The organism is Kosakonia oryzae (genome assembly GCF_001658025.2).
GTDB lineage: Bacteria > Pseudomonadota > Gammaproteobacteria > Enterobacterales > Enterobacteriaceae > Kosakonia > Kosakonia oryzae.
The window spans coordinates 1,892,346-1,914,230 of the sequence record NZ_CP014007.2 but is presented as its reverse complement, the minus strand read 5'-3'; the positions used below and the strand labels follow the sequence as shown (position 1 = coordinate 1,914,230).

At 44.0% G+C, this 21,885-nt stretch carries 17 protein-coding genes and 2 pseudogenes; all 19 read right to left on the bottom strand.

Translation table 11 applies throughout. The features are described 5' to 3' along the window. Positions 1-5 precede the first annotated feature (5 nt). The 19 genes and pseudogenes from AWR26_RS09105 to wcaJ all read right to left on the bottom strand — a co-directional run bounded on the left by AWR26_RS09105 (position 6) and on the right by wcaJ (position 21,880). Complete coding sequence (locus tag AWR26_RS09105) at positions 6-1,160, bottom strand: glycosyltransferase family 4 protein (protein ID WP_064565138.1); 1,155 nt, start codon at positions 1,158-1,160, stop codon at positions 6-8. Then, positions 1,157-2,143, bottom strand: coding sequence for a glycosyltransferase family 4 protein (locus AWR26_RS09100; protein WP_064565136.1), 987 nt, complete (start codon positions 2,141-2,143; stop codon positions 1,157-1,159). The genes AWR26_RS09105 and AWR26_RS09100 overlap by 4 nt, the downstream gene beginning before the upstream one ends. Beyond that, a complete protein-coding gene (locus AWR26_RS09095; RefSeq protein WP_064565134.1) occupies positions 2,140-3,270 on the bottom strand; it encodes a glycosyltransferase in 1,131 nt (376 codons plus the stop codon). Before AWR26_RS09095 ends, AWR26_RS09100 begins: the two co-directional genes overlap by 4 nt. Positions 3,271-3,296: 26 nt before the next feature. Beyond that, entirely contained in the window at positions 3,297-4,136 is an 840-nt protein-coding gene (locus AWR26_RS09090) for a glycosyltransferase (RefSeq protein ID WP_064565132.1), read from the bottom strand. 42 nt (positions 4,137-4,178) lie between these two features. Further along, positions 4,179-5,288, bottom strand: coding sequence for a hypothetical protein (locus AWR26_RS09085; RefSeq protein ID WP_064565129.1), 1,110 nt, complete (start codon positions 5,286-5,288; stop codon positions 4,179-4,181). Between the two features lie 31 nt (positions 5,289-5,319). After that, entirely contained in the window at positions 5,320-6,156 is an 837-nt protein-coding gene (locus tag AWR26_RS09080) for a glycosyltransferase family 2 protein (protein WP_071892641.1), read from the bottom strand. Continuing rightward, complete coding sequence (locus AWR26_RS09075; protein ID WP_064565126.1) at positions 6,149-7,576, bottom strand: lipopolysaccharide biosynthesis protein; 1,428 nt, start codon at positions 7,574-7,576, stop codon at positions 6,149-6,151. The genes AWR26_RS09080 and AWR26_RS09075 overlap by 8 nt, the downstream gene beginning before the upstream one ends. A 188-nt stretch (positions 7,577-7,764) precedes the next feature. Continuing rightward, positions 7,765-8,660 (bottom strand): annotated as a pseudogene (locus AWR26_RS09070) (sugar phosphate nucleotidyltransferase). Between the two features lie 563 nt (positions 8,661-9,223). Then, a pseudogene (locus AWR26_RS25700) lies at positions 9,224-9,696 on the bottom strand (tyrosine-type recombinase/integrase); the annotation flags it as partial. 408 nt (positions 9,697-10,104) lie between these two features. Then, the gene (rfbC, locus tag AWR26_RS09060; protein ID WP_064565124.1) at positions 10,105-10,653 is read right to left on the bottom strand and encodes a dTDP-4-dehydrorhamnose 3,5-epimerase; all 549 of its coding nucleotides are present in this window, start codon (positions 10,651-10,653) and stop codon (positions 10,105-10,107) included. A gap of 2 nt (positions 10,654-10,655) precedes the next feature. Then, positions 10,656-11,534 carry a glucose-1-phosphate thymidylyltransferase RfbA gene (gene rfbA, locus AWR26_RS09055; RefSeq protein ID WP_064565122.1) on the bottom strand — a complete coding sequence of 293 codons (879 nt, stop codon included), beginning with the start codon at positions 11,532-11,534 and terminating at the stop codon, positions 10,656-10,658. 44 nt (positions 11,535-11,578) lie between these two features. Next, positions 11,579-12,478 (bottom strand): dTDP-4-dehydrorhamnose reductase, encoded by a 900-nt coding sequence (gene rfbD / locus AWR26_RS09050; protein WP_064565120.1) that lies wholly within the window; start codon positions 12,476-12,478, stop codon positions 11,579-11,581. 2 nt (positions 12,479-12,480) lie between these two features. Beyond that, a complete protein-coding gene (rfbB, locus tag AWR26_RS09045) occupies positions 12,481-13,563 on the bottom strand; it encodes a dTDP-glucose 4,6-dehydratase (RefSeq protein WP_064565118.1) in 1,083 nt (360 codons plus the stop codon). A gap of 400 nt (positions 13,564-13,963) precedes the next feature. After that, the gene (gene galF / locus AWR26_RS09040; RefSeq protein WP_007371272.1) at positions 13,964-14,857 is read right to left on the bottom strand and encodes a GalU regulator GalF; all 894 of its coding nucleotides are present in this window, start codon (positions 14,855-14,857) and stop codon (positions 13,964-13,966) included. Positions 14,858-15,043: 186 nt separating this feature from the next. Continuing rightward, on the bottom strand, positions 15,044-16,459 hold the full coding sequence (wcaM, locus tag AWR26_RS09035; protein WP_064565115.1) for a colanic acid biosynthesis protein WcaM: 1,416 nt from the start codon (positions 16,457-16,459) through the stop codon (positions 15,044-15,046). Between the two features lie 11 nt (positions 16,460-16,470). Beyond that, positions 16,471-17,691, bottom strand: coding sequence for a colanic acid biosynthesis glycosyltransferase WcaL (gene wcaL / locus AWR26_RS09030; RefSeq protein WP_064565113.1), 1,221 nt, complete (start codon positions 17,689-17,691; stop codon positions 16,471-16,473). Continuing rightward, positions 17,688-18,968 (bottom strand): colanic acid biosynthesis pyruvyl transferase WcaK, encoded by a 1,281-nt coding sequence (gene wcaK / locus AWR26_RS09025; RefSeq protein ID WP_064565111.1) that lies wholly within the window; start codon positions 18,966-18,968, stop codon positions 17,688-17,690. The genes wcaL and wcaK overlap by 4 nt, the downstream gene beginning before the upstream one ends. A gap of 28 nt (positions 18,969-18,996) precedes the next feature. After that, complete coding sequence (gene wzxC / locus AWR26_RS09020) at positions 18,997-20,475, bottom strand: colanic acid undecaprenyl disphosphate flippase WzxC (RefSeq protein ID WP_064565109.1); 1,479 nt, start codon at positions 20,473-20,475, stop codon at positions 18,997-18,999. Positions 20,476-20,485: 10 nt separating this feature from the next. Further along, a complete protein-coding gene (wcaJ, locus tag AWR26_RS09015) occupies positions 20,486-21,880 on the bottom strand; it encodes an undecaprenyl-phosphate glucose phosphotransferase (RefSeq protein WP_043953041.1) in 1,395 nt (464 codons plus the stop codon). Positions 21,881-21,885: the final 5 nt, after the last annotated feature.

Below are 21,885 nucleotides of genomic sequence, written 5' to 3'. Positions count from 1 at the left end.
ATCTCCTAAAAAAAGTCCTTTTTCGACTTATTGAATTCTCTCCATTTATTTTCAACATAATCGCTAAATTCAATATCAAATCTTTTCTTTGAAAATTTTTCTGCGTTTTTACGACAATGAAGCGGAATGAAACAGTCCCTGTTATTCTCGAATATGTTAACTGAATCAACTAGTGACTGCACTGATTGTTCTCGGAAAAGAACCCCCGTCGGATCTTGGATTCCTAATGGAATCACTGTTTCTAGAACCCCTCCTTTTCCAAAAGCAATAACAGGTGTTCCGCATGCTTGAGCTTCCACAGGAATGATTCCGAAATCCTCTTCTGCAGCAAATACGAATGCCCGCGCATTTTGCATATATTTTTTTAATACTTCAAATGCACAGTAACCAAGAAGTTCAACATTAGGAGTTGCTTTAGATTTTATTTTATTGAATTCAGGTCCGTCGCCAATCACAACAAGTTTTTTATCAGGCATTCTAGCAAAAGCATCAACAATGAGATCAATCCTCTTATATGGAACCATTCTTGATGCAGTAAAATAATAGTCCGATTTTTTCTCTGTAAAAGAAAACGAATCGACTGCTACTGGGGGATAAATTACATCTGCATCTCGGCCATAAACTTTTTTAATACGCCGAGCAATGAATTTTGAATTAGCAACAAAAAAATCAACCCCATTGGCAGTCCTGTAATCCCAAATTCTTAATTTATGCAACAACCATTTCGCTAGCCAGCCTTTCATTCCTGTAGATAATCCTGATTCTTTTAAATATTGATGCTGCAAATCCCATGCATATCTCATGGGTGAGTGAACATAACTTATATGAAGTTGATCTGGCCCTGTTAAAACACCTTTTGATACTGCATGTGAACTAGAAATAATAATATCGGCTGCGCTTACATCTAGTTGTTCAATTGCCAATGGCATAAGAGGGAGATATTTTTGATATGATTTTTTCGCTCTGGGAAGATGTTGAATGAATGTCGTTATTGCCTTTTTATTATGAAAATGAACTCTTTGTTCATCAGTTAAAAAATCTATTACTGAATATAATTCCGCATCGGGATAATTATCAAGTATAGCAGCTGAAACCTGCTCGGAACCGGCATAGCTTTGTAACCACTCATGCACCAATGCAATTTTTTTATCTTTGCTCATTTTATCCCCAGAGAACCTGCAACTTTATTTACCACATTAGTCCATGTATATAACGCAGCTCTAGCATAGCCTTTCGAGATTAAATCTTTCCTTAACTCTTCGTTATTAACTAATTTTTCTATCCCTGATTTAATCTCACTTACTGACTCAGGGTTGACAAGAATTGCGCAATTATCAGCAATCTCAGGTAAACATGTCGTTGTTGAAGTTAATACGGGTGTACCGCATGCCATCGACTCTATAACAGGCAAACCAAACCCTTCATAGAGACTGGGAAAAAGTAATGCCTCAGCCCCTTTATAAAGAGAAGGTAAATCCTTTTCATCAATATACCCAAGAAAAATTACTCTTTCACGAAGTCCTTTACCATTAATAAAATCTTCTAATTCATTATTACTGTGACCAGTAAAAAAAAGCTTAATATGAGCATCAATCTCAGCTAAACCAAAAGATTCAATAATTCGAAACTCATTTTTATGAATCTTCCTATTACTGACAGATAATAAATATTTACCTTCAAATGGGTATGGTATTACATTTGAATTATATCTTTCATCAACTCCATTACCAACGTTAATTACTTTATCAGGAGATACTCCGCTCCACTCCAGGATTCTCCCCCTAGAATATTCAGATACAGTAAAGATATATTTTGCTTTATGACAGCCTCTTAGGATTATTTTATCGTAAAAAAATCTCTTTAAGACAGTTTGATTTTCAAGCCTGTCTATATGATTTAAGTCATGGATTGTGAAAATGAAAGGGCAGCGTGAAAAAAATGGAGGTATATAACCAGGAAAAAAAACACAGTCATTATGGTTATATAAGAACAAACATTTCAATGTATTGATCATACATGCAAAAGGTGATGCAGGTTTCGATGTAAATTTAACTATTTTGATCTCTTTTAATCTTACAGAGATTTCATTGTAAAACCGACCAATACCACCATGCTTATCCCATGATGAATCCATTATAATCATCTATGTTTTCCTTTATCTTTACTAATTAATTCACAACTAACTAGAACTGAATTCCATTTTTGAAGAATCACTTCTTTAGAAAATTTCCTTTGGGCTAATGAAAAACTATTTTCACCAAATTTCTTTAACTTTTCATTATTCAGTATTAATTCAGACACTCTAGCTCGAAACTCATCTTTATTATCCTGTTCTATTATAAAGCCATTATAACCGTTTTCTATTATGTCTGAAATCCCAGGACTACAATTATAAGATATAAGCGGTATTCCAGAGAGAGCCCCTTCTATTAAACTCAGAGGTAATCCTTCAAACCTTGAGGTTAATATAAGCAAATCAGTTTTTTCAAGGACAGAATCGAGTGAGTTATATTTACCCATAAAATTCACTGAATCACACAACTCAAGGCTTTTAATCTTATTTTTAATTAACTCGACGTCGTTTCCTGTGCCATATAAATCGAATCGCCACCCATTGAAAACATTATCTCTGATGAGACCAGCTATTATCTCAAGTGCGTGACTTAATTGTTTCTGTGAGTTATCAATACGACCAATATATGCAATTCGTTTGTTTGAAAAATCACTTTTCATCCTGGCCGTTACATGGCAATAGTTAAATATATATTCACCATTTCCACTTTTGTAATGTGATTGATACGACCTCATATCTTCTTCTGTTAAGAATATTACCCTCTCAAATAATTTGTGATATTTATCAAGATAAAACCTAGTAACTTTTCCACTTATGAAATGAGAGAATCTAAAATGCGCCATTAAAATTGCAGGGCAAGGTAACGACGCTGTCATTAACTTGACAGAGGTAAAAATACACAGGGTTGGGTTTAAAGATTTAATTAGAGATACAGTTTTCTTTTTGTAAATCAGGTCCACCAAATTATATATAGTATCACTATATTTCAATAGTACTATTTTTTTATGAAGGAAATGTACTTTTATTTTGTCTGATATATAGTGATTAACACGATGTTCTGATTCAACTTCCTGATAGAGAGATATTATATGAACTTCATTATTGGTGCTATCGGATATTAAATTAGCCTGATCAATTGTAGCCTTTTCGGTACCACCTATCCGATAAATAGATTGCAATATAAAAACTAATTTCATAATTAAATCACCAAATTAAATTCATCTTAATTTTTAATAAATCTTCTAATGAGGAGTTTGCCGTATCGTACCAGATTCAATATTGTCAGATTTAAAAATAATTCCTTAACTGTTATTACTTTCACATAATTGTATAAGTAATTCACTTTCAGATTCTTAATATTTGATGATGTTAGCATTTCCTGATATTTACCTAAGATTATTTCAAGTGCCTTCTTAGCATTATTGCTGCGAGATACTCTTGGTAAATCATGTTCCAAATGCATTATATAAGTTAGTTCACCCGAGTTGTAACCCTGTCCGAATGCAAGCGATAATCTTATCCAGCATTCATAGTCCTGCCAGGCTGGTAATTCTTCATCAAAACCTCCTATGCTAGTCATGAATTCTGTTTTTGTTAACACCTGATTACCTATTACATTCTCATTGAACAGCATCTCTGACGTTATGACTCCAGCCTTTGTATATCCAGCGCTAACAGATTTTTTATTAAGAATTTTTACTCCAGTTGAGATAAAAGAATATTTTTCATACTTTTTATAAATAGTAACCAGTCTTTCAATACGGTCTGGAGTAAACTCATCATCATCATCAAGACCGGTAATAAACATCCCTTTTGCAACAAAAATTGCCTTGTTTCTTGCAGCACAGGCCCCTTGTGGTATATTGCTCTTTATATAAAAAACATTTAAATTTTTTTTTGATAATTCCGTAATATACTCTTCGGTAGCATCAGTCGAACCATCATCCGATACTATGATTTCTATATTTTTATACGTTTGACTTAGGACCGATTCTACCGCTCTTTTCAGCATATGGCATCTGTTGTGCGTTGGTATATAAACTGATACTAATTCATTCTCCATTTATATTGTCTCCTGATTATCATCTATGCAAAATAACTTTTACTAACTGTCTTTATTCAATAATTCGTCATTTCTTTGTGAATATATAATGTAAACCAAGAGACAACAATGAGGGGATAATATCTGCCTTTCAGTTAATGTGGTAAGTATGGTTATAACTATTATCGACATTTCTAAAAAATCAAATTTAATTCTTTGAATCCTTCTTATAATTAAATAGATTGTTAACATTGATAGTAGAATCCCATTCGTATAGAAATATGCGACATAGAAAAAATCAATCGGAGTAAATGAGTCAATGTCGATACCATAGAGTAAATCAGGAGCTCCCATGTTCACATATAATGTATTTCCCAGACTCAATCTTCCAGAAAGGAGCACATTCAAATCAGGTACACTTGGATCGTAATTTTTTATCGAATGGAACTGAAAGAATATTATTCCGACGACGAGCAATGTAATACTAAGAAAAAACAACCTCCTAAACGCTGCCCTCGGATATAAAGTACTTGAAATGACTCCCGCCAATAATATTAGCAACAGGGCTGCAGATGTTCGCGATTTTGTCATTTCAATCAAGAAAAAGCCACAAATAATAATCAAGGTAGATAATGTGAGAAATGTAATTCTCCCTCTCGACCTTTCTTTCAAAAACCAACATACTGACATGCAAATTGTGAGTATTAACATTGCAGCAATGTTGGGATTATAAAATCCAAAGGTTGCCCTTATGCCATATACCTCGTCAGGTGCGTATAATGGATATTCAGTAAAGAATGTGAATGGGAGAACAAGTAATATATTAAATATATTCCCTAATAGTACTATCCCGGCAGTTTCTTTTGAATTTAGCCTTTTACATATCACTGCAAAGTAAGATAATGCTAAAATTGAATACCCAGCTGTTGTTTTTGATTGTAGATAGGTATATATAAAAAAAACGAAAATAATTATATAAAAAACTACTTCCTTACTATCCAATCTTGTTAAAGCATAGATAAAACAACATAAAAATATCAAACTATAAAAATACTTTAGAAAATCCAAGATTGCGTCATCTAATGCTAGTTGTGTAATAAAAACCTTTGAACAAAAAGCAACATACGCCAGGAAAAATAATATTATCCATGTCATATTATCTTGTTTTACCATTATTATCCACCTGGGTGCTATAATTTAATCATCACTTATTTTTGCAAACCTTTTCAAAGTACTCATCAACATGTTTAATCATTTTATCATTATTTGAAATTGGGAAACCACAATATCCAAGCATATAGGAAGTCATCTTGTTAAATTGTCTAGAAACTACACTCTCCTGGACATGTCTAATAGTATTAGAAACATTCAGTGCTGCCGTTGTATGTTTTATTTCCTGTATCTCGGCTAAAGCTTCAGCGCAAACATATACATTACAATTCGACTTTTCAACTACCTTACTAAACCATATATCATCAGTTTTTGGTGCAATTATCTTATAATCATTAATATTTAATAAAGCCTCGTCAATATTGCTCTTAGATAAAATACAACCACCGATACCAGTAATAATAAAATTACTATTTAACAATGCATTCCGATTTTCAATCCTGCAAAGATTATAGCTTTTATTTTTACCAAAAAAATTTTTCTGTTTGATCCTTACTCTTGTGGCCACAACATTTTTCTTATTACACTTCATATATGCATCATAAAGTTTTGCTAACCAGTGTTCTCCATATATAACATCATCATCTGCATACACAATAATATCATCAATATCAGCCTCCCGCAGAACCGGTATCATTTTTCTATAGGGCCCAATATTACTAGTAAATCGTACTTTTATAATGTTTTTTATACTATTAAGCTGTGCCACCCATTCCGGCGCTTTATCAAATCCACCATCAGCTAAATAACTATCATGCGAAATCCATAAATTTATAGCATCTGGTGTAACTGACTGATTTATTAGAGACCACAGAGTTGCTGAACATAATGAAGAACGCGAAAACGTTGTGGTTATATTTACACTAATCATTTTTTATTCTCGACTTTACCCAACGACGGATATCACTAGAAAGTAAAATAATTGAAACACTAAAACTTGCAATACCACCAACAATCGATATAACTAAACTCAGCACTTCAATATTTGTAACACTGATGTTTCTTATTAAAACAAGAACTAAAATCATCAGCGCATTTGAAATAAAAATACAATAGGATTTTTTAAATAAATCCCAGAGATTTCCCCCGATAATTTTCATCAAAAAATGCATCGCGGGGATAAAATTGATGACATTAGCTATAAAATAAAGTTTCGCGAATGTAATAATGTCATACTGGACGCCAATAATGAACGCTGACACTTGCAAAATCATGCTCAGAATTCCAAGAGTCATAAGCATGTCTGTACGAGCTTTTGCCATGAAAACTGTACCAGAAGTACTAAGCACAGACTGAACTATAGCAGTTGGTGCCAACCATAGCAGAATTTCTGATGTAAGATGCCATTGTTTACCAAATACTATCGCTACAAATGATTCCCTAAGTACAGCCATTCCGCTCATTAAAGGCACAACAATTAATAGGATTATAAAGACACAGTCCAAATATGTCTTTCTTATTTTGACATTATCATCCTGATACTTACTCAATATCGGGAATAGTGATCGCCCAGCTATAAAAGTGAGACTTTGGAGAGGAAAAAGCATTACTCGATATGCAAGACTGTAAGCACCTAAGATATATTCTGACATATAACGGCCGATAATCATATTGTCAGAATTACGAGTAAAATAGTTAATGAAGTTAAAAAGAGATAAGTTCGCACTGAAACCAAATATTTTTCTCAACTCACTAAAATGAAATGCCTTTTTTATATTTGGGCGCCAAGTGGAACCAAACCACAGCTGAATCGCTGATAACAAATTTAAGACAAGAGCTTGTGCAACTAAACTGAACACACCAAAACCATAATATGCCATTAACAGTGCGATGACGACCGATGCTAGTGATGATGTAATTTCTATAATAGCTATCTTTTGGAATTTAGACTCTCTTTCCAGCAATGCCAGATGAGCAGCTGCACTACTAGAGAGTGGGAATATGAGTGATATTAGTAATAACACCGCAGATAATTTTTGTTGATGGAAGAACATTGCTATAAGCGGAGTGAATAATACTATAACAAAGGCTATACTAATTCCCATAAAAATATTAAGCCAAAACACAGCATTAATTAGGTCATCGCTTATTTCTTTACGTTGAATTATTGCTGCCGCGGTTCCAAGATCTCTAATCAGTGAGCCAAAATTGACAACAACTAATGCCATTGCCATTATTCCATATTCATCTGGTGATATTAGGCGAGCAATGTAAACTAAGTTCACTAATTGTACTAAAATTTTAAAAAGCTGCGAGAACGCCACCCATTTCGCATTATTAAATAAATTCATTGAGTATACTCAAGTGCTCAAAGATGCATAGATAAACCACGCTACCGCCCCTGGCTCAACAGCTACCAGTGCACTATCATCTTCAAATTATATTGCGCTACAAAAGGAAAATGCGAAGGTCTACATACCTACCACGTCAGTAGCCACTTCACACAATTTTATTGGTTAGCTATCAGGCTCCATATGAATCAGGAAGATTCCAAAGACAACATCTCCTCAGAGCTCTTACGGAACTTCTGCCCTTCTTTCAAGTTACGTAGGCCATAGTCCACAAATGCCTGCATATAGCCCATTTTCTTGCCGCAGTCATAGCTTTGGCCTGCCATCAGGCTAGCTTCAACAGGCTGAGTTTGGTTTGGTTCGGTTCGGCAATGGCATCAGTGAGCTGAATAGCCCCCGACCCGGAGAGCCAGAATCGGCCAGATATCGGCAGAGAGCACATAGCGACCAACGGCCATCAGACCTGAACCCAGTACCTGAAGTTCATCTGACTTCTCGATAAAGCCCACAATACGGCTGACTTTATCTTCCTTTTCAAGTGACTTTTCGGTTTTGATAATAGAATATTGCAATATATCTCCGTCCACACGTTTTGCCAGCACCAGGCTGCTGCCGTGCTCATTGAAGCGCGCAATCATGGCAGCAAGGTTGCAACGCAACGGGCCGGCACCGACTGACTGGCATTGTTAATCACTACTCCTGGCAGAACCACAATCAACGGGTTTAGCCAAAGGTTGGTTAGGTGTGTGCACGTAATGGAATAACCCAGCACCAAGCAGTTGCGCCTTGCGAACGTTTATAATAGTAACGCCTGGCGGGCCTTCAGAAAGCAATTGGCGGTTTACTCGCTGTTCCAGCAGAGCTTCAAGCTCAGAAGAAGTATCAAAGTGGTTTTCTACGGCATTCTTTGAGGAATGAGTAACCGGAACAATCTCTTTGATCCCTGTGGACACAATTTCATCGACAATACACTGAATCATGAGTTTATCGATGATAGTTAGCATTTCTTTATGAATTGCCTTTGTGGCTGACAGCATTGCCATTCCCAAACAGCTACAGGAATGATGACCTTCAGATTACTCATATTGACTCCTACCTCATCTGGTTGAGGAATTATAGCAATCTGGCACCAGCACGCATTGTTAACAGTACCAGGCTCGTAATCGTAGCGTCCGGCACCATCGAAATAAATTGAAAATTTATTTTTCAGGATTAACCGTACACGGAATAACCAGATGACAGGTTATATGAGCAAAATTAGCCAACGGCTGCGCGCCATGGCGTAGCAACGCAAAAAGTTGATGTGTTATGCAATTCCACCCTGGCCTGTTGAATATCCAGGTTAGTAATCACTACAGACGAAGTGTCGTTACCGGAAGAAATTTGAAGGCCGCTCAAGGAAGTTTTGCCTGATGATTATCCAGCCGCTCGTAATTCAATTTGAAAGTCTGTAAAATGAATAAATATTTGCTACGCACAGCGCCGTAACCCATTTATTTTTAATTACCAAAAATCTACAATTGATTGATCATTTTATTGATTATAATTAAGATATAAATATCGAAGGGATAACCAGAACAGAGAATTATAGCAGCAAGTCCGGTTTGCTGTATTATAAATAATGGAAATCTGGTTGTATTTATTGGTTACTTTTGCGAATTCGATCGGATTAATTACTTTCCCGGTTTGCAACACGGAAATCAGGCCACCATTGTAGCATCAACTTACGCTCATCCTGCGCTCCACTTTGTGTATTTGTGCTGCACGTACCGAGTTAACCTCCATATGACTCACCTGTTGTTCTACAGCTTCAATAGACCCTAATCAGGACTTGACTTGATCAATGAATTACAAGCCTTTGTAGGGCAAACATGCCCACAAACATCTCCCTTAGTGTCATAGCCCATTACCCACAACGCATTATCCGCCGTGTTCACATTCATTGGCTTATAAGGGTCATGATCGCCAATTAAAATCAGTTCGTAATTACCGCTGATCTCTTTAATCTCTGCCACAAGACTGAATACTTGACGATAAAGCGGAACCAAATTAGGTGTACGCATTTTTGAACCTCGCTGCGGATGCTTTACACCTTCCAGTGACTCACGCTCGGGGGTCACTTTGCGGATTTTATAGATGATGCAGTTATCCACTACCAGCGTACTGGCTTCCGATCGCCGGTATCTGCTGATACTCGCAATTCATATTGAATGTCGCCGTTTATTGCCATATATTTTGAGAATGATCAAGCTTACTGACTTCACTGACAGGAAAAGGATGGGCTTATTCTAAGGTTATAACGTTCTCCAGAAACGAATATGGCTTTCATCTTTAAAATGCTTAGCCATTTCCATTGTTTCATCTCAGCGCGAGAGTAAATAATGATTTTTTAGGATGATTTTCCCCCATCAACATGCGAACAAATTTATTACAGAACGCCCCAGTACCATTGGTAACAAGAATTACTTTATTATCAAAAACGTCATTATACTGTACAAAAATGTTAGACGTTATTGCCCGTCAGGTTTTCACTCAAAAAAGTGAATGTTATTCCAGAGGGGTTGTGCTTTGTCTTTTTCAGACAGATTAAACTGGCCGCTAAGCGGCCAATCAATCCCCAAAGTTGGATCATCCCATCGAATGCCACGCTCAAATTCTGGAGCATAATAGTTTGTTGTCTTATAAAAACATTCAGCGACATCACTAACGACCAGGAACCCATGGGCAAAACCTTCTGGAATCCAGATTTGCCGTTTATTTTGTGCTGATAAATTCACCCCCACCCACCGACCAAAACTCGGCGAAGTTTGGCGAAGATCCACTGCAACATCAAATATTTCACCGACCACACACTGTACTAACTTCCCCTGAGAATAAGGGGGCAATTGATAATGCAAGCCACGCAGAACGCCTTTCGATGATTTTGAATGGTTATCTTGTACGAATTCAACTTTCCTTCCGACAACCTTTTCAAAAGTTTTCTGGTTATAGCTTTCCAAAAAAAAGCCACGTTCATCACCAAAAACTTTTGGTTCAAAAATCAGCACATCGGGAATTGTAGTCTGGATAACATTCATTCTTAATGACCTTTAATCATTTTCAACAGATATTGTCCGTATGCATTTTTTTTCAATGGTTCTGCCAAAAATTTAACCTGTTCTGCATCAATGAAATTTTTGCGATAGGCTATTTCCTCAAGGCATGAAACTTTAAGTCCCTGACGCGCTTCGATCGTTTGAATAAAGTTACTGGCTTCTATCAGGCTCTGGTGCGTTCCGGTATCAAGCCAGGCATAACCGCGTCCCATCATCGCCACTGACAGGCGTCCCTGAGCCAAGTAAAGACTATTGATATCCGTTATTTCAAGTTCGCCACGCCGAGAAGGTTTTAAACTTTTTGCCATAGCCACTACGTCATTATCGTAAAAATACAGCCCCGTCACCGCATAGTTGCTTTTAGGTTCAGCAGGTTTCTCTTCCAGGCTAATTGCTGTACCCGCCGCATCAAACTCGACGACACCATAGCGTTCAGGATCGGTAACATGATAGGCAAAAACAGTCGCACCGCTTTCCTGGTTGACCGCTGTATCCATCAGTTTCGGCAAATCATGGCCATAGAAAATATTGTCGCCCAGCACCAGTGCGCAAGGATCGTTACCAATAAATTCTTCACCGAGGATAAATGCCTGCGCCAACCCGTCCGGGCTTGGCTGAACTTTATAGTGCAGGCTTAATCCCCACTGGCTTCCATCACCAAGCAACTGTTCAAAACGGGGGAGATCCTGCGGCGTGCTGATGATCAGAATATCGCGAATCCCGGCCAGCATTAGTGTAGACAGGGGATAATAAATCATTGGCTTATCGTAAATCGGCAACAGTTGTTTGCTCACAGCCATTGTTACCGGATACAAGCGGGTTCCCGAGCCGCCCGCCAGTATGATTCCTTTACGTGTTTTCATTTCGTATTCCCGCGCAAAAATGCCTGCCCAGAGGCATTAAGAAGTTAATTTGACGTTGCAGCAAAGAGCTCAGCAAGCATGCGTTTTACGCCGTTCTCCCATGGAGGCAGAACAAGACCGAATTCACGCTGGAATTTTTCTGTATTGAGGCGCGAATTACCCGGACGCTTCGCTGGAGTTGGATAAGCTTCTGTAGCTATCGGGTTAACTTTATTAAGCGCCAGCGTTAAACCTGCTTTCCGCGCCTCGTCAAACACCATTTGCGCGAAGGCGTACCATGTTGTGGTTCCCGCAGCCACCAGGTGGTAAAGCCCGGCGACCTCCGGTTTACTCATTGCAGTACGAATCGCATGCGCCGTACAGTCAGCCAGTAATTCAGCGCCGGTTGGCGCACCATACTGATCATCGATAATGGAGAGCTCTTCGCGGTCTTTCGCCAGTTTGAGCATTGTTTTGGCGAAATTATTTCCTTTGCCCGCATAGACCCAACTGGTACGGAAAATAAGATGCTGAGGGCAATGTTGCTGGACGGCGTTTTCTCCCGCCAGCTTGGTCTCGCCATAGACATTCAGCGGCGCGGGTACATCCGTTTCACGCCAGGGTTTGTCGCCGGTGCCAGGGAAAACATAATCCGTAGAATAGTGCACCAGCCAGCCACCGATTGCGCCAACTTCACGCGCAATGGCCTCGACACTGGTTGCATTCAGCAGTTGCGCAAAATCACGCTCTGATTCAGCTTTATCCACGGCAGTGTGCGCAGCGGCATTCACCACCACATCAGGGCGAATACGGCGAACGGTTTCGGCCACTTCGTCCGGCTTACTGAAATCACCGCAATACTCTGTAGAGTGAACGTCAACAGCAATCACATTGCCAAGAGGCGCCAGCGCACGTTGCAGCTCCCAACCTACCTGCCCCGTTTTACCGAATAATAAGATATTCATGATTAACGCTTCTCGTAGTTCTGTTCAATCCAGCTTTTGTACGCGCCGCTTTTAACGTTCTCAACCCAATTCTGGTTATCGAGGTACCACTGCACTGTTTTACGGATGCCTGATTCAAAGGTTTCCTGCGGTTTCCAGCCCAGTTCGCGACTGATTTTCTCTGCGTCAATAGCGTACCGTCTGTCGTGGCCTGGACGATCGGTAACATAGGTGATTTGATCGCGATAGGAACCAGTTTTCGGCACGATCTCATCGAGCAAATCGCAGATCGTATAGACGACATCAAGGTTCTGTTTTTCGTTATGGCCGCCAATATTGTAGGTTTCACCGGCCACACCCTGAGTCACCACGGTATAGAGCGCACGGGCGTGATCTTCAACGTACAGCCAGTCGCGGATTTGATCGCCTTTGCCGTAGATAGGCAACGGTTTGCCTTCAAGCGCATTAAGAATCACCAGCGGGATCAATTTTTCCGGGAAGTGGTAAGGACCATAGTTATTGGAACAGTTAGTAACAATGGTAGGCAGACCATAGGTACGTAACCAGGCGCGAACCAGATGATCGCTTGAGGCTTTTGACGCAGAGTAAGGGCTGCTCGGCGCATAGGCGGTTTTTTCAGTAAACAGCGGTAACGGCTGACCTTGCGGTTGCTCATCTAGGTGTGGCAAATCGCCGTAAACTTCATCTGTCGAGATATGATGAAAACGGAATGCTTTTTTTGCCGCATCTGTCAGCGATGACCAATACGCGCGAACCGCTTCCAGCAATACGTAGGTGCCTACAATATTGGTTTCAATGAAGGCCGCAGGCCCGGTGATAGAACGGTCAACATGGCTTTCCGCAGCCAGATGCATTACTGCATCCGGCTTGTGTTCATCCAGGATACGCGCCATTTCTGCAGCATTGCAAATATCCGCACGCTCAAAAAAATAACGGTCGCTATCCGAGACATCTGTAAGAGATTGAAGATTTCCTGCATAGGTCAATTTATCAACATTAACCACAGAATCTTGCGTGTTATTAATGATATGACGAACCACTGCAGAGCCAATAAAGCCTGCGCCACCAGTAACCAATATTTTCACGAGAATTGTCCGTACTTGCTATGCAATATTTTGAACTAGATGAACGGGCGAAAGAGAGAAGCCAAATAATTTTAGGCACGCTACCGCCCCAGGCTCTTCAGCTACCTGTTAACTGATCGAAACTACCTTCTATTTTTGCCGCTAACATGTGTCGTTAACGTAATTTCTGTTTTGCCATCCGGCACAAAATGGTAAACGGCTATTCTCTACCGAAACAGGCCCTGAAACAAGGAAAAATCTTGGTTCTGGTCGTATAATAACCCCGCAAAAACAGTATTTTACTTGTTGATTTAATAGTAAAAATAAATAAAGGCAGTAAGAATAACCTGAGAATGAAGCTCCTCATAGCGACTCTTTACTGCCTTATAAACTCGCGCTGCAACTGCAACGTTTTAATTGCTTATTGTGTAAGTAATTTCTTAATACTATCGCGGAATTTCTGACCTTCTTTCAGGTTGCGTAAGCCATACTGTACAAAGGCCTGCATATAACCCATTTTCTTACCGCAGTCGTAGCTCTCGCCGGTCATCAGCATTGCATCGACAGACTGTTTTTCCGCCAGTTTGGCAATCGCATCGGTCAACTGGATACGGCCCCAGGCACCCGGTTCAGTTTTTTCCAGCTCAGGCCAGATATCCGCAGAAAGCACATAGCGCCCCACGGCCATCAGGTCAGAATCCAGCGTTTGCGGCTGATCCGGTTTTTCGATGAACTGAACGATACGGCTAATCTTGCCTTCGGTATCCAACGGCTCTTTGGTCTGAATCACGGAGTATTCAGAAAGATCGCCTTTCATGCGTTTTGCCAGTACCTGGCTGCGGCCAGTTTCCGTGAAACGCGCCACCATGGCGGCAAGGTTGTAGCGCAGCGGATCCGCCGTGGCGTTGTCCAGCACGATATCCGGCAGCACAACTACAAACGGGTTGTCGCCAATAATCGGGTGGGCACAGAGGATAGAGTGGCCCAGGCCCAGCGGCTGCGCCTGACGCACGTTCATGATCGTTACGCCCGGCGGGCAAATTGACTGTACTTCCGCCAGCAGCTGGCGCTTAACACGCTGCTCCAGCAGCGCTTCCAGCTCATATGAGGTGTCGAAGTGGTTCTCCACAGCGTTTTTAGACGAGTGAGTAACCAGAACGATTTCTTTGATCCCTGCAGCAACAACTTCATCGACGATATACTGAATCATCGGCTTGTCGACAATCGGCAGCATCTCTTTTGGAATGGCTTTCGTGGCAGGAAGCATATGCATTCCCAGCCCTGCTACCGGAATAACTGCTTTCAAATTAACCATTATTTCTATCCACCTATAATAATTGGACGAAGTATAAACCTTTAACCTGGTTTCGCCAGCAAGTTAGCGACCAGGATCGGTAAAAAGTCTTATGTTGCGTTATGACTGTCCAGATCAGGCCAACGATGTAATCCTAACCCCCCAGTTAAATCACCAGGATTTATCGTAAAAGCCCGTAATAACCGGTTATAACCGCTTCGCCGGTAGTCGGAAGTTCAAATTATCAACATTCACCACATGCTGATCGACCCTGTCGATATCCACCGAGCTTTGCCCGTTTTCGTTAACTGCGTGAATATTCGCCAGTGACAACAGCGTGTCCTCCTTGGCCATAAAACGTCCGCGCACATCTTTGCGCAAGTCAAAATTGAGTTTCAGCGCCGGGCCATTGGCTGCATCTTGCATTACATTGATATTTCGCAAGAAAAGATGTTGCGGCTTGTTATGCAACTCGAGCGTCGCATGCTGCATTTTTAGGTTCGTGATCGCCACAAACGACGTTGCATTACCGGACGATATCTGGATACCGCGCAGTTTATATTTGCTGCTGCTGTTATCCTGCTGAATATCGTTGAGTTTAAAGTTCTGCGGAATGGATAAATAATTCCCTTTGATTACACCATAACCAATCAACATTCCGGCACTATTGACCATACTGACGTTATCAATAACAAAATTATCGCAGCCGTAAATGGCGACCGTGGCATTATCCAGGCCCGCCTTTTTGCTGAAATCGGGGGTGATATTTTCCGCTTTAACGTTGCGGATAATGAAATGTTTGCCGTTCTCGACATGTACCAGCTGGCGGCAATTACTGCCGGTAATATTGGCCACAACGAAATTTTTAACCGCCTGATCTTCCGGGTAGTTATTGTCGTAGGTGCTGCCCGCCAGCCCGATACCGATGCCCCAGTTAATCTTGCCGTTGGTACAATCAATATTTTTGATGACATGGTCGGAAATGAGGATATTGCGATCGTTGATGGCCACATTCCATTCGATGGCGTCGCCCTGCAAATCGCTGAAACGGCTATTCGTGATACGCGCGCCGTCCAGTTGATTATGATAACCCTGGCGCAGGATGCCGTAGTTAGCCTTGCTGACAGTGATATTATCTATCAGTAAGTTACGCAGCGTGCTGTTATTTTTACCGCCAATATAAATCTGCATGATCGGGCCGTAGCCGCTCATGCTGACACCCTGGATAACGCAGTTGGAACCGCGCACATCCAGCGTAATGTTATACAAGCTTCCGCCTTTCTCACCGATAACGCGGCTCCCATCCTGCAAGACAAATCGTCCGCGTCCACTGCCCTTCAGCGCGCCGCGTATTAACAGGGTTTTACCCGGTGGGATAAAGATCCCGGTATTGATATTTTCACACACCAGCCCGGCGGGAATTTCTACCGTTTGCCCCTCGTTAAAGGCTTTATTTAACGCCGCGGGCCAATCGTTGTGATCATAATCGCTGATGCTGACGGACTCATTGCCTCCCAGCGCACGCGCGGCTGGCGAATGCAGTAATGGAAGCGCTGCCAGCGCAGAGCCGGCAGCGAGAAAAGTGCGGCGTGAAAGCGGTGTTGATGCTTTTTTTGCGCTCATAAAACCTCGATTCAAAGCGCCTGCAACAGGCTGGCAAGCTGCTGATTGATGATCTTTTGATTAAAGTCGGTTTCGACTTTTTCCCGCGCACGCGTCACTACCGGCGCTAAATCCTGGCCCTGCATCGAGCCAAACGCGGCAAGCCGCTGCGCCAGCGCCTGAGCATCGTTTTCCGGCACCAGCCAGCCGGATTTACCGGCTTCAATCAGCTCCGGAATGCCGCTGTGCACCGTCGAAACCACAGGAATGCCCACTGCCATCGCTTCCATCAGGGCAACGGGGATTCCTTCCATATCGCCATCCGCGCCCGTCACCGAAGGCAGCAGAAAAACATCCGCTTCATCGAGCATGGCCTTGACTTCATGACTCGGTTTGAAGCCCGGCATTTCAATCACATCTTCCAGTTGGAACTGTTCGATCAACGTGCGCAAACGACGTTCCCACGGACCGATACCCAGAATGCGATATTTGAAATCGACGCCGCGTTCCTTCAGCAGGCGACAGGCTTCAATCGCCACATGCAGCCCTTTTTTCTCGGTAAGACGCGCCACTGAGATAATTTGCAGCGGAGTGCCCGGCGTTCTAACCGGGCGCAGGCTAAAGCGCGCCATATCGACACCCATACGCGAAACCGCGATTTTTTTCTCCGGGCATCCCATATTTTTCAGCCGGCCCGCCCACAGTTCGCTGATCGGCAGCATCAAATCCCCGCGCTGGAACAGTTGCTGATACTCCGGCGTATAGTGGTTCAGCACATCGCGATGGGAAATATCGATACCGTGGAAAACCGTAGCGATTTTGCCCTTCAGCACCCCAAGTTCGCGCAGTTTTGCCGCCGTAACGCCTGCGGGGCCAAAGTGAGCAATAAAAATGTCCGCCTTGAAGCTACGCGGCGCGAGGGCGCAAATCGCCGGCAGGATCAGGTTACGCGCCTCGTTACCATAGCGGCTGATATTCAGCGCTTTCCAGGTTGCTGATTTCCACATCCCGCGCGCCATTGCCTGCGCACGGTAGCCCAGCTTCGCCATACGTCCTTCTGGTTCCGACAGCAGCCAGCGGGTTTTCTCCGCCAGCCGGTATTCGGTGTACGCTGCGTGGGTATTGTTCATATCGCCCTTTTGCAGAGCGATGATTTCCACCTCAAACCCCATATTGATAAACGCAACAATCTGGTTGAGGACAAAGGTTTCGGAAGATAATGGAAACTTCAGCAAAAAGAAGCTGACTTTCATTTCACCCCCTGTACGCGATCAAGCACCGATTTCACCATTTTCATGCCCTGCTCGCGTTCAGCCGCGACCGCCGTTGCCAGACGCTGGTTAATGGCAGGCAACTGCCCCAGCGAATCGGCGACCATCGACGCCAGTGAACCATCCAGCAAATGACGAATATCGACCGCCATTTCTGGCATGCCCAGTTGCTGCATGATGCCCGCTGATTTGTGTTCGTAGTTGATGGCAATCGCCGGGGTGCCAAAGTTCATTGAGATGATCGCCGAGTGCAGACGCGTGCCGACAGTTAAATCGCAGGCGGCCAGCAGTTTCCCCATCTCCAGATCGCTGAGCTCATCCATCACCACATGGTATTGCGACGGATCGTTAACGTACTGGCGCAGGTTGAGCGCCACCATACGGTCATCTTTGTTGTAGCTGTCGATACCGGTACAGGTAGAAAGCGCAACCACCTGGTAGCCCGCATCGATAATGCGGTTGACCACTCCGGCAAACGCCTGTTCGTAGGCCTGCTGCGTGGTATTCAGTCGTTTGTCGAATGGCGCCAGTTCACGCAGGGTAATCGCAACGGTTTTCTGTTTTGCTGCCAGATCCAGCCAGTGTTGCACCGCATAGCTGGCAACAAAATCGTGCTGATGGTGATCCACCAGCCAGGCGGTATCCACGCCCTGCTCCACTTTCTCCGTAGTGATGCTGCTCTGCTTCATCAGATTCAGACTGACGGTTTCACGCAGGATCAGCGCATCACAGTGACCGAAAACATAATTCGCCAGTTGGTTGAACGCTTCATTCTGGAACGGACCGACGCTGTGACCAATCATATAAAGCGGCTTTTTCGCCATGAAAGTGCAGAGCGCATGTTCAAATTGCGGCACGCCATAGAGATCGACAAAGAACGAACCGCCGACCTGAATAATCGCGTCGTAATCGTTAAGCCTGCGAACAAAATCGGTAAAGCCCTGCGCGATGGCAATATTGCGCAGCTTGCCGGTGTCCGTCACGCGTGAAAGCAGCACCTGGTGCTGATAGCGACGGCGCAGCACTTTCTTCACTCGCCCCATCAGACCGGCGGCGTTATTGTGCTCTTTCATCTGGCTGTAGAGCGGATCTCCCATCACCGGGCGGTTTAATAACCACGATGAACTCACCGGATAGCGGCTCATCACGTCAACGTCTGCATCAGGATTAAGCAGGGCAATCGCATCCAGCAATCCGCGTAAAATTGCGCTGTCACCGCGGTTTCCGCAGGTGTGATTGCCAAGGATCAATAATTTCATAGCGACCTCATAGGTTCAAAAACGTTTCTTATCCTGCGCGAAGCAGCGTTTTAAGTTTCTCGCTGCGGCAAAATTGGCGCTTCATCTCCACCACCAGCGCGTTGCGCGAGACAATCAGCATCACCGCGAAAGCCAGTACGCCCGCCGCGACCTGTACAGCCAGCATGGCGGCCAGCGGCATATGCCCGTTCAGCGCCAGCCCGAGGCCATAGCTCACGACCAGCGTCGGCAGCGATAAATAGAACGGTAGCCACAAGCTGAGGATGTACTGGCGATAACTGGAACCGAGCACCGGTTTGATCATCACGAAGTAGCTCAAAATGGTGTTGATGATTTGCACCAGCAGAAAACCCAGCGTTACGCCCAGCGCGCCGGCCAGATGGCCGCCGATGATAATGGCGGGAATAAAGAGAAACGTTTTGAAGACATTAAATTTAAAACTGATATCCACCCGCGCTTTCGCCATCAGCAGCGAACCGATAGGGTTACCGACCGCGCGCAGTAGGCCAACAATACAGAGCAATTGCAGGATCGGGATAATGCTGTTCCACTTGTCGCCAAAGACCAGCGGTACAAAGTTGTTCGACACCACCATCAGCCCCAGCAGGATCGGGAAGTTGATGATCCCCACCACCGACAGCAGCTTGTAGAAGTTAACGCGCAGCTTCTCCGTATCGTCCTGAATTTTGGCGAAGGCCGGGAACAGTACGCGGGTGATAATCGGGTTGAGCTTCATTGGCGGCACCACCGCCACGTTGTACGCCAGGTTGTATCCCCCGGCGACGCTGGCGCCGAGGATACGCGCCAGCACTAACGTGGAGAGGTTGGTGTTGACATAGTTAATGATGCTGTCAGCCGTCAGCCATGCGCCAAAGCGCAGATTTGAACTGACCGACGCAAGGGAGAAATGCAAACCGGGGCGATAGATCTTGCGGCCAAAATAGCCGAACAGCAGTGTACGAACGGCGCTGTTGACCAGATAACCGAGGATAGCAGTCATCGCCAGCGGCCAGTAAAAGGCGCTGATCACCGTAAAGCAGAAGCCCGCCATTACCGACACCGTTTCAATCGCGCCAATCTTGTTGAACTCCAGCTCTTTCTGCATCAGCGCACGGAATTGCTGACCGTGCGGGATCACTACAAAAGCGAACGACAGGGTTTTGATCAGCGGTGCCAGATCCGGGTTATGCAGGACGCTGGCAATAAAGTTGCTCAGCGAAAAAACCAGCAGGCAAACCACAATCCCCAACCCAACGTTCAACCAGTACAGGGTGGTGAGTTCCAGGTAGCTTATCTCTTTGCGCTGAATAATGGAGTTAGCAATACCAAAATCCGACAGCGTATCCGCCAGCGCGATAATCACCAGCGAGACGGTCAGCAGACCGAACTGGTGATTATCGATAATGCGTGCCAGCACCGTCATCTGCACCAGCCCCAGGCCGATGATGGTTAAAGTGGCCATCGCTGACCACTTCGCACCGCTGATGGTTTTTTCTCTCAGGCTCATGACCGTTCCTTTAATACGCCGCTTTATTAATAAAGCCTTTAAAGATGGTCAGAAAAACGATTTTGATGTCGAACCACAGACTCCACTCGCGGATGTACTCCAGATCGAACTCAACGCGTTTTTCCATTTTTTCCAGCGTGTCGGTTTCGCCGCGCCAGCCGTTAATCTGCGCCCAGCCGGTAATGCCCGGTTTCACTTTATGGCGCAGCATGTAACCCTCAATCAGCGAACGGTACTGCTCGTTGTGCGCCACCGCATGCGGGCGCGGGCCAACGATAGACATGCCGCCGAGCAGCACATTAATGAACTGCGGCAGTTCGTCGAGCGAGGTACGGCGCAGGAAGCTCCCCACTTTGGTTACGCGCGGATCGTTCTGCGTTGCCTGAGTCACCACTTTGTCGTTTTCCATCACTCTCATGGAACGGAATTTCCAGACTTTGATTGGCTTACCGTCCATGCCGTAACGGGTCTGACGGAAGATAATCGGGCCGGGAGAACTGAGTTTGACCGCCACGGAAATCGCCAGCAGTACCGGGGAGATCAGCAGCAGAATCAGCGACGAGAGCACAATGTCTTCAAGGCGTTTCAGAATGCGGTTCACGCCGGAAAGCGGTGTGTCGTACAGCGGAACTACCGGCACGCCATTCATCTCTTCAATCCGCGAATGCAGAATATTGAAGGTGAAGACATCCGGGATCAGGATCACTGAACAGGTGGTGTCCGCCAACTGACGCACCAGTTTTTTGATGCTGGCCGCATCATTCATCGACATCGCGATATAGACGTTGTGAATTTTCCCCGCTTTCGCATCATCAACCAACTGGTCGAGATTACCGGCCCAGCCAGTGGTGATACCGCCCGGTTGCGGATCGTGGTACACCCCCACCACATCGAATCCCAGCCAGGGTTCATTGCGAAAACCTTCCAGCAACGCCTGGCCCATCGGCATATCCCCCGCTACCGCAACGCGGCGCGTGTTATAGCCCAGGTTCCGCAGCCAGCCTGCGCCAAAACGGATCACCGCGCGGCTCAGCATCAGCCCCATACTGGTTAACAAATACCAGGGGAGATAGATCATGAAGGTGTTATCGAAATCGTTGTTGAACGAGAGCAGGCCCGCGCTGAAAATCAGGCTGAGCGTCCAGTTCTGCAACAGTAGGGTCAGTTCAGTAGTGATTTTTACCCCTCGCCAGGAGCGATAAAAATCGGTCATCCCGCCAATCATCTGGAAGACAACGAGGGAGAGCAGAGCCATCAGCAGATGCATGTAGAAAAAGGGCAACGCATTCAATTTGCACACCAGCCACAGTCCACCGAACATAATGGTGATGTCAGAGAATCGCTGCACGATTGAGATTAACGATGCATTCGTTTTGGCCCGGTCGCGCTTTTTTAGATGAGTCATCGTTT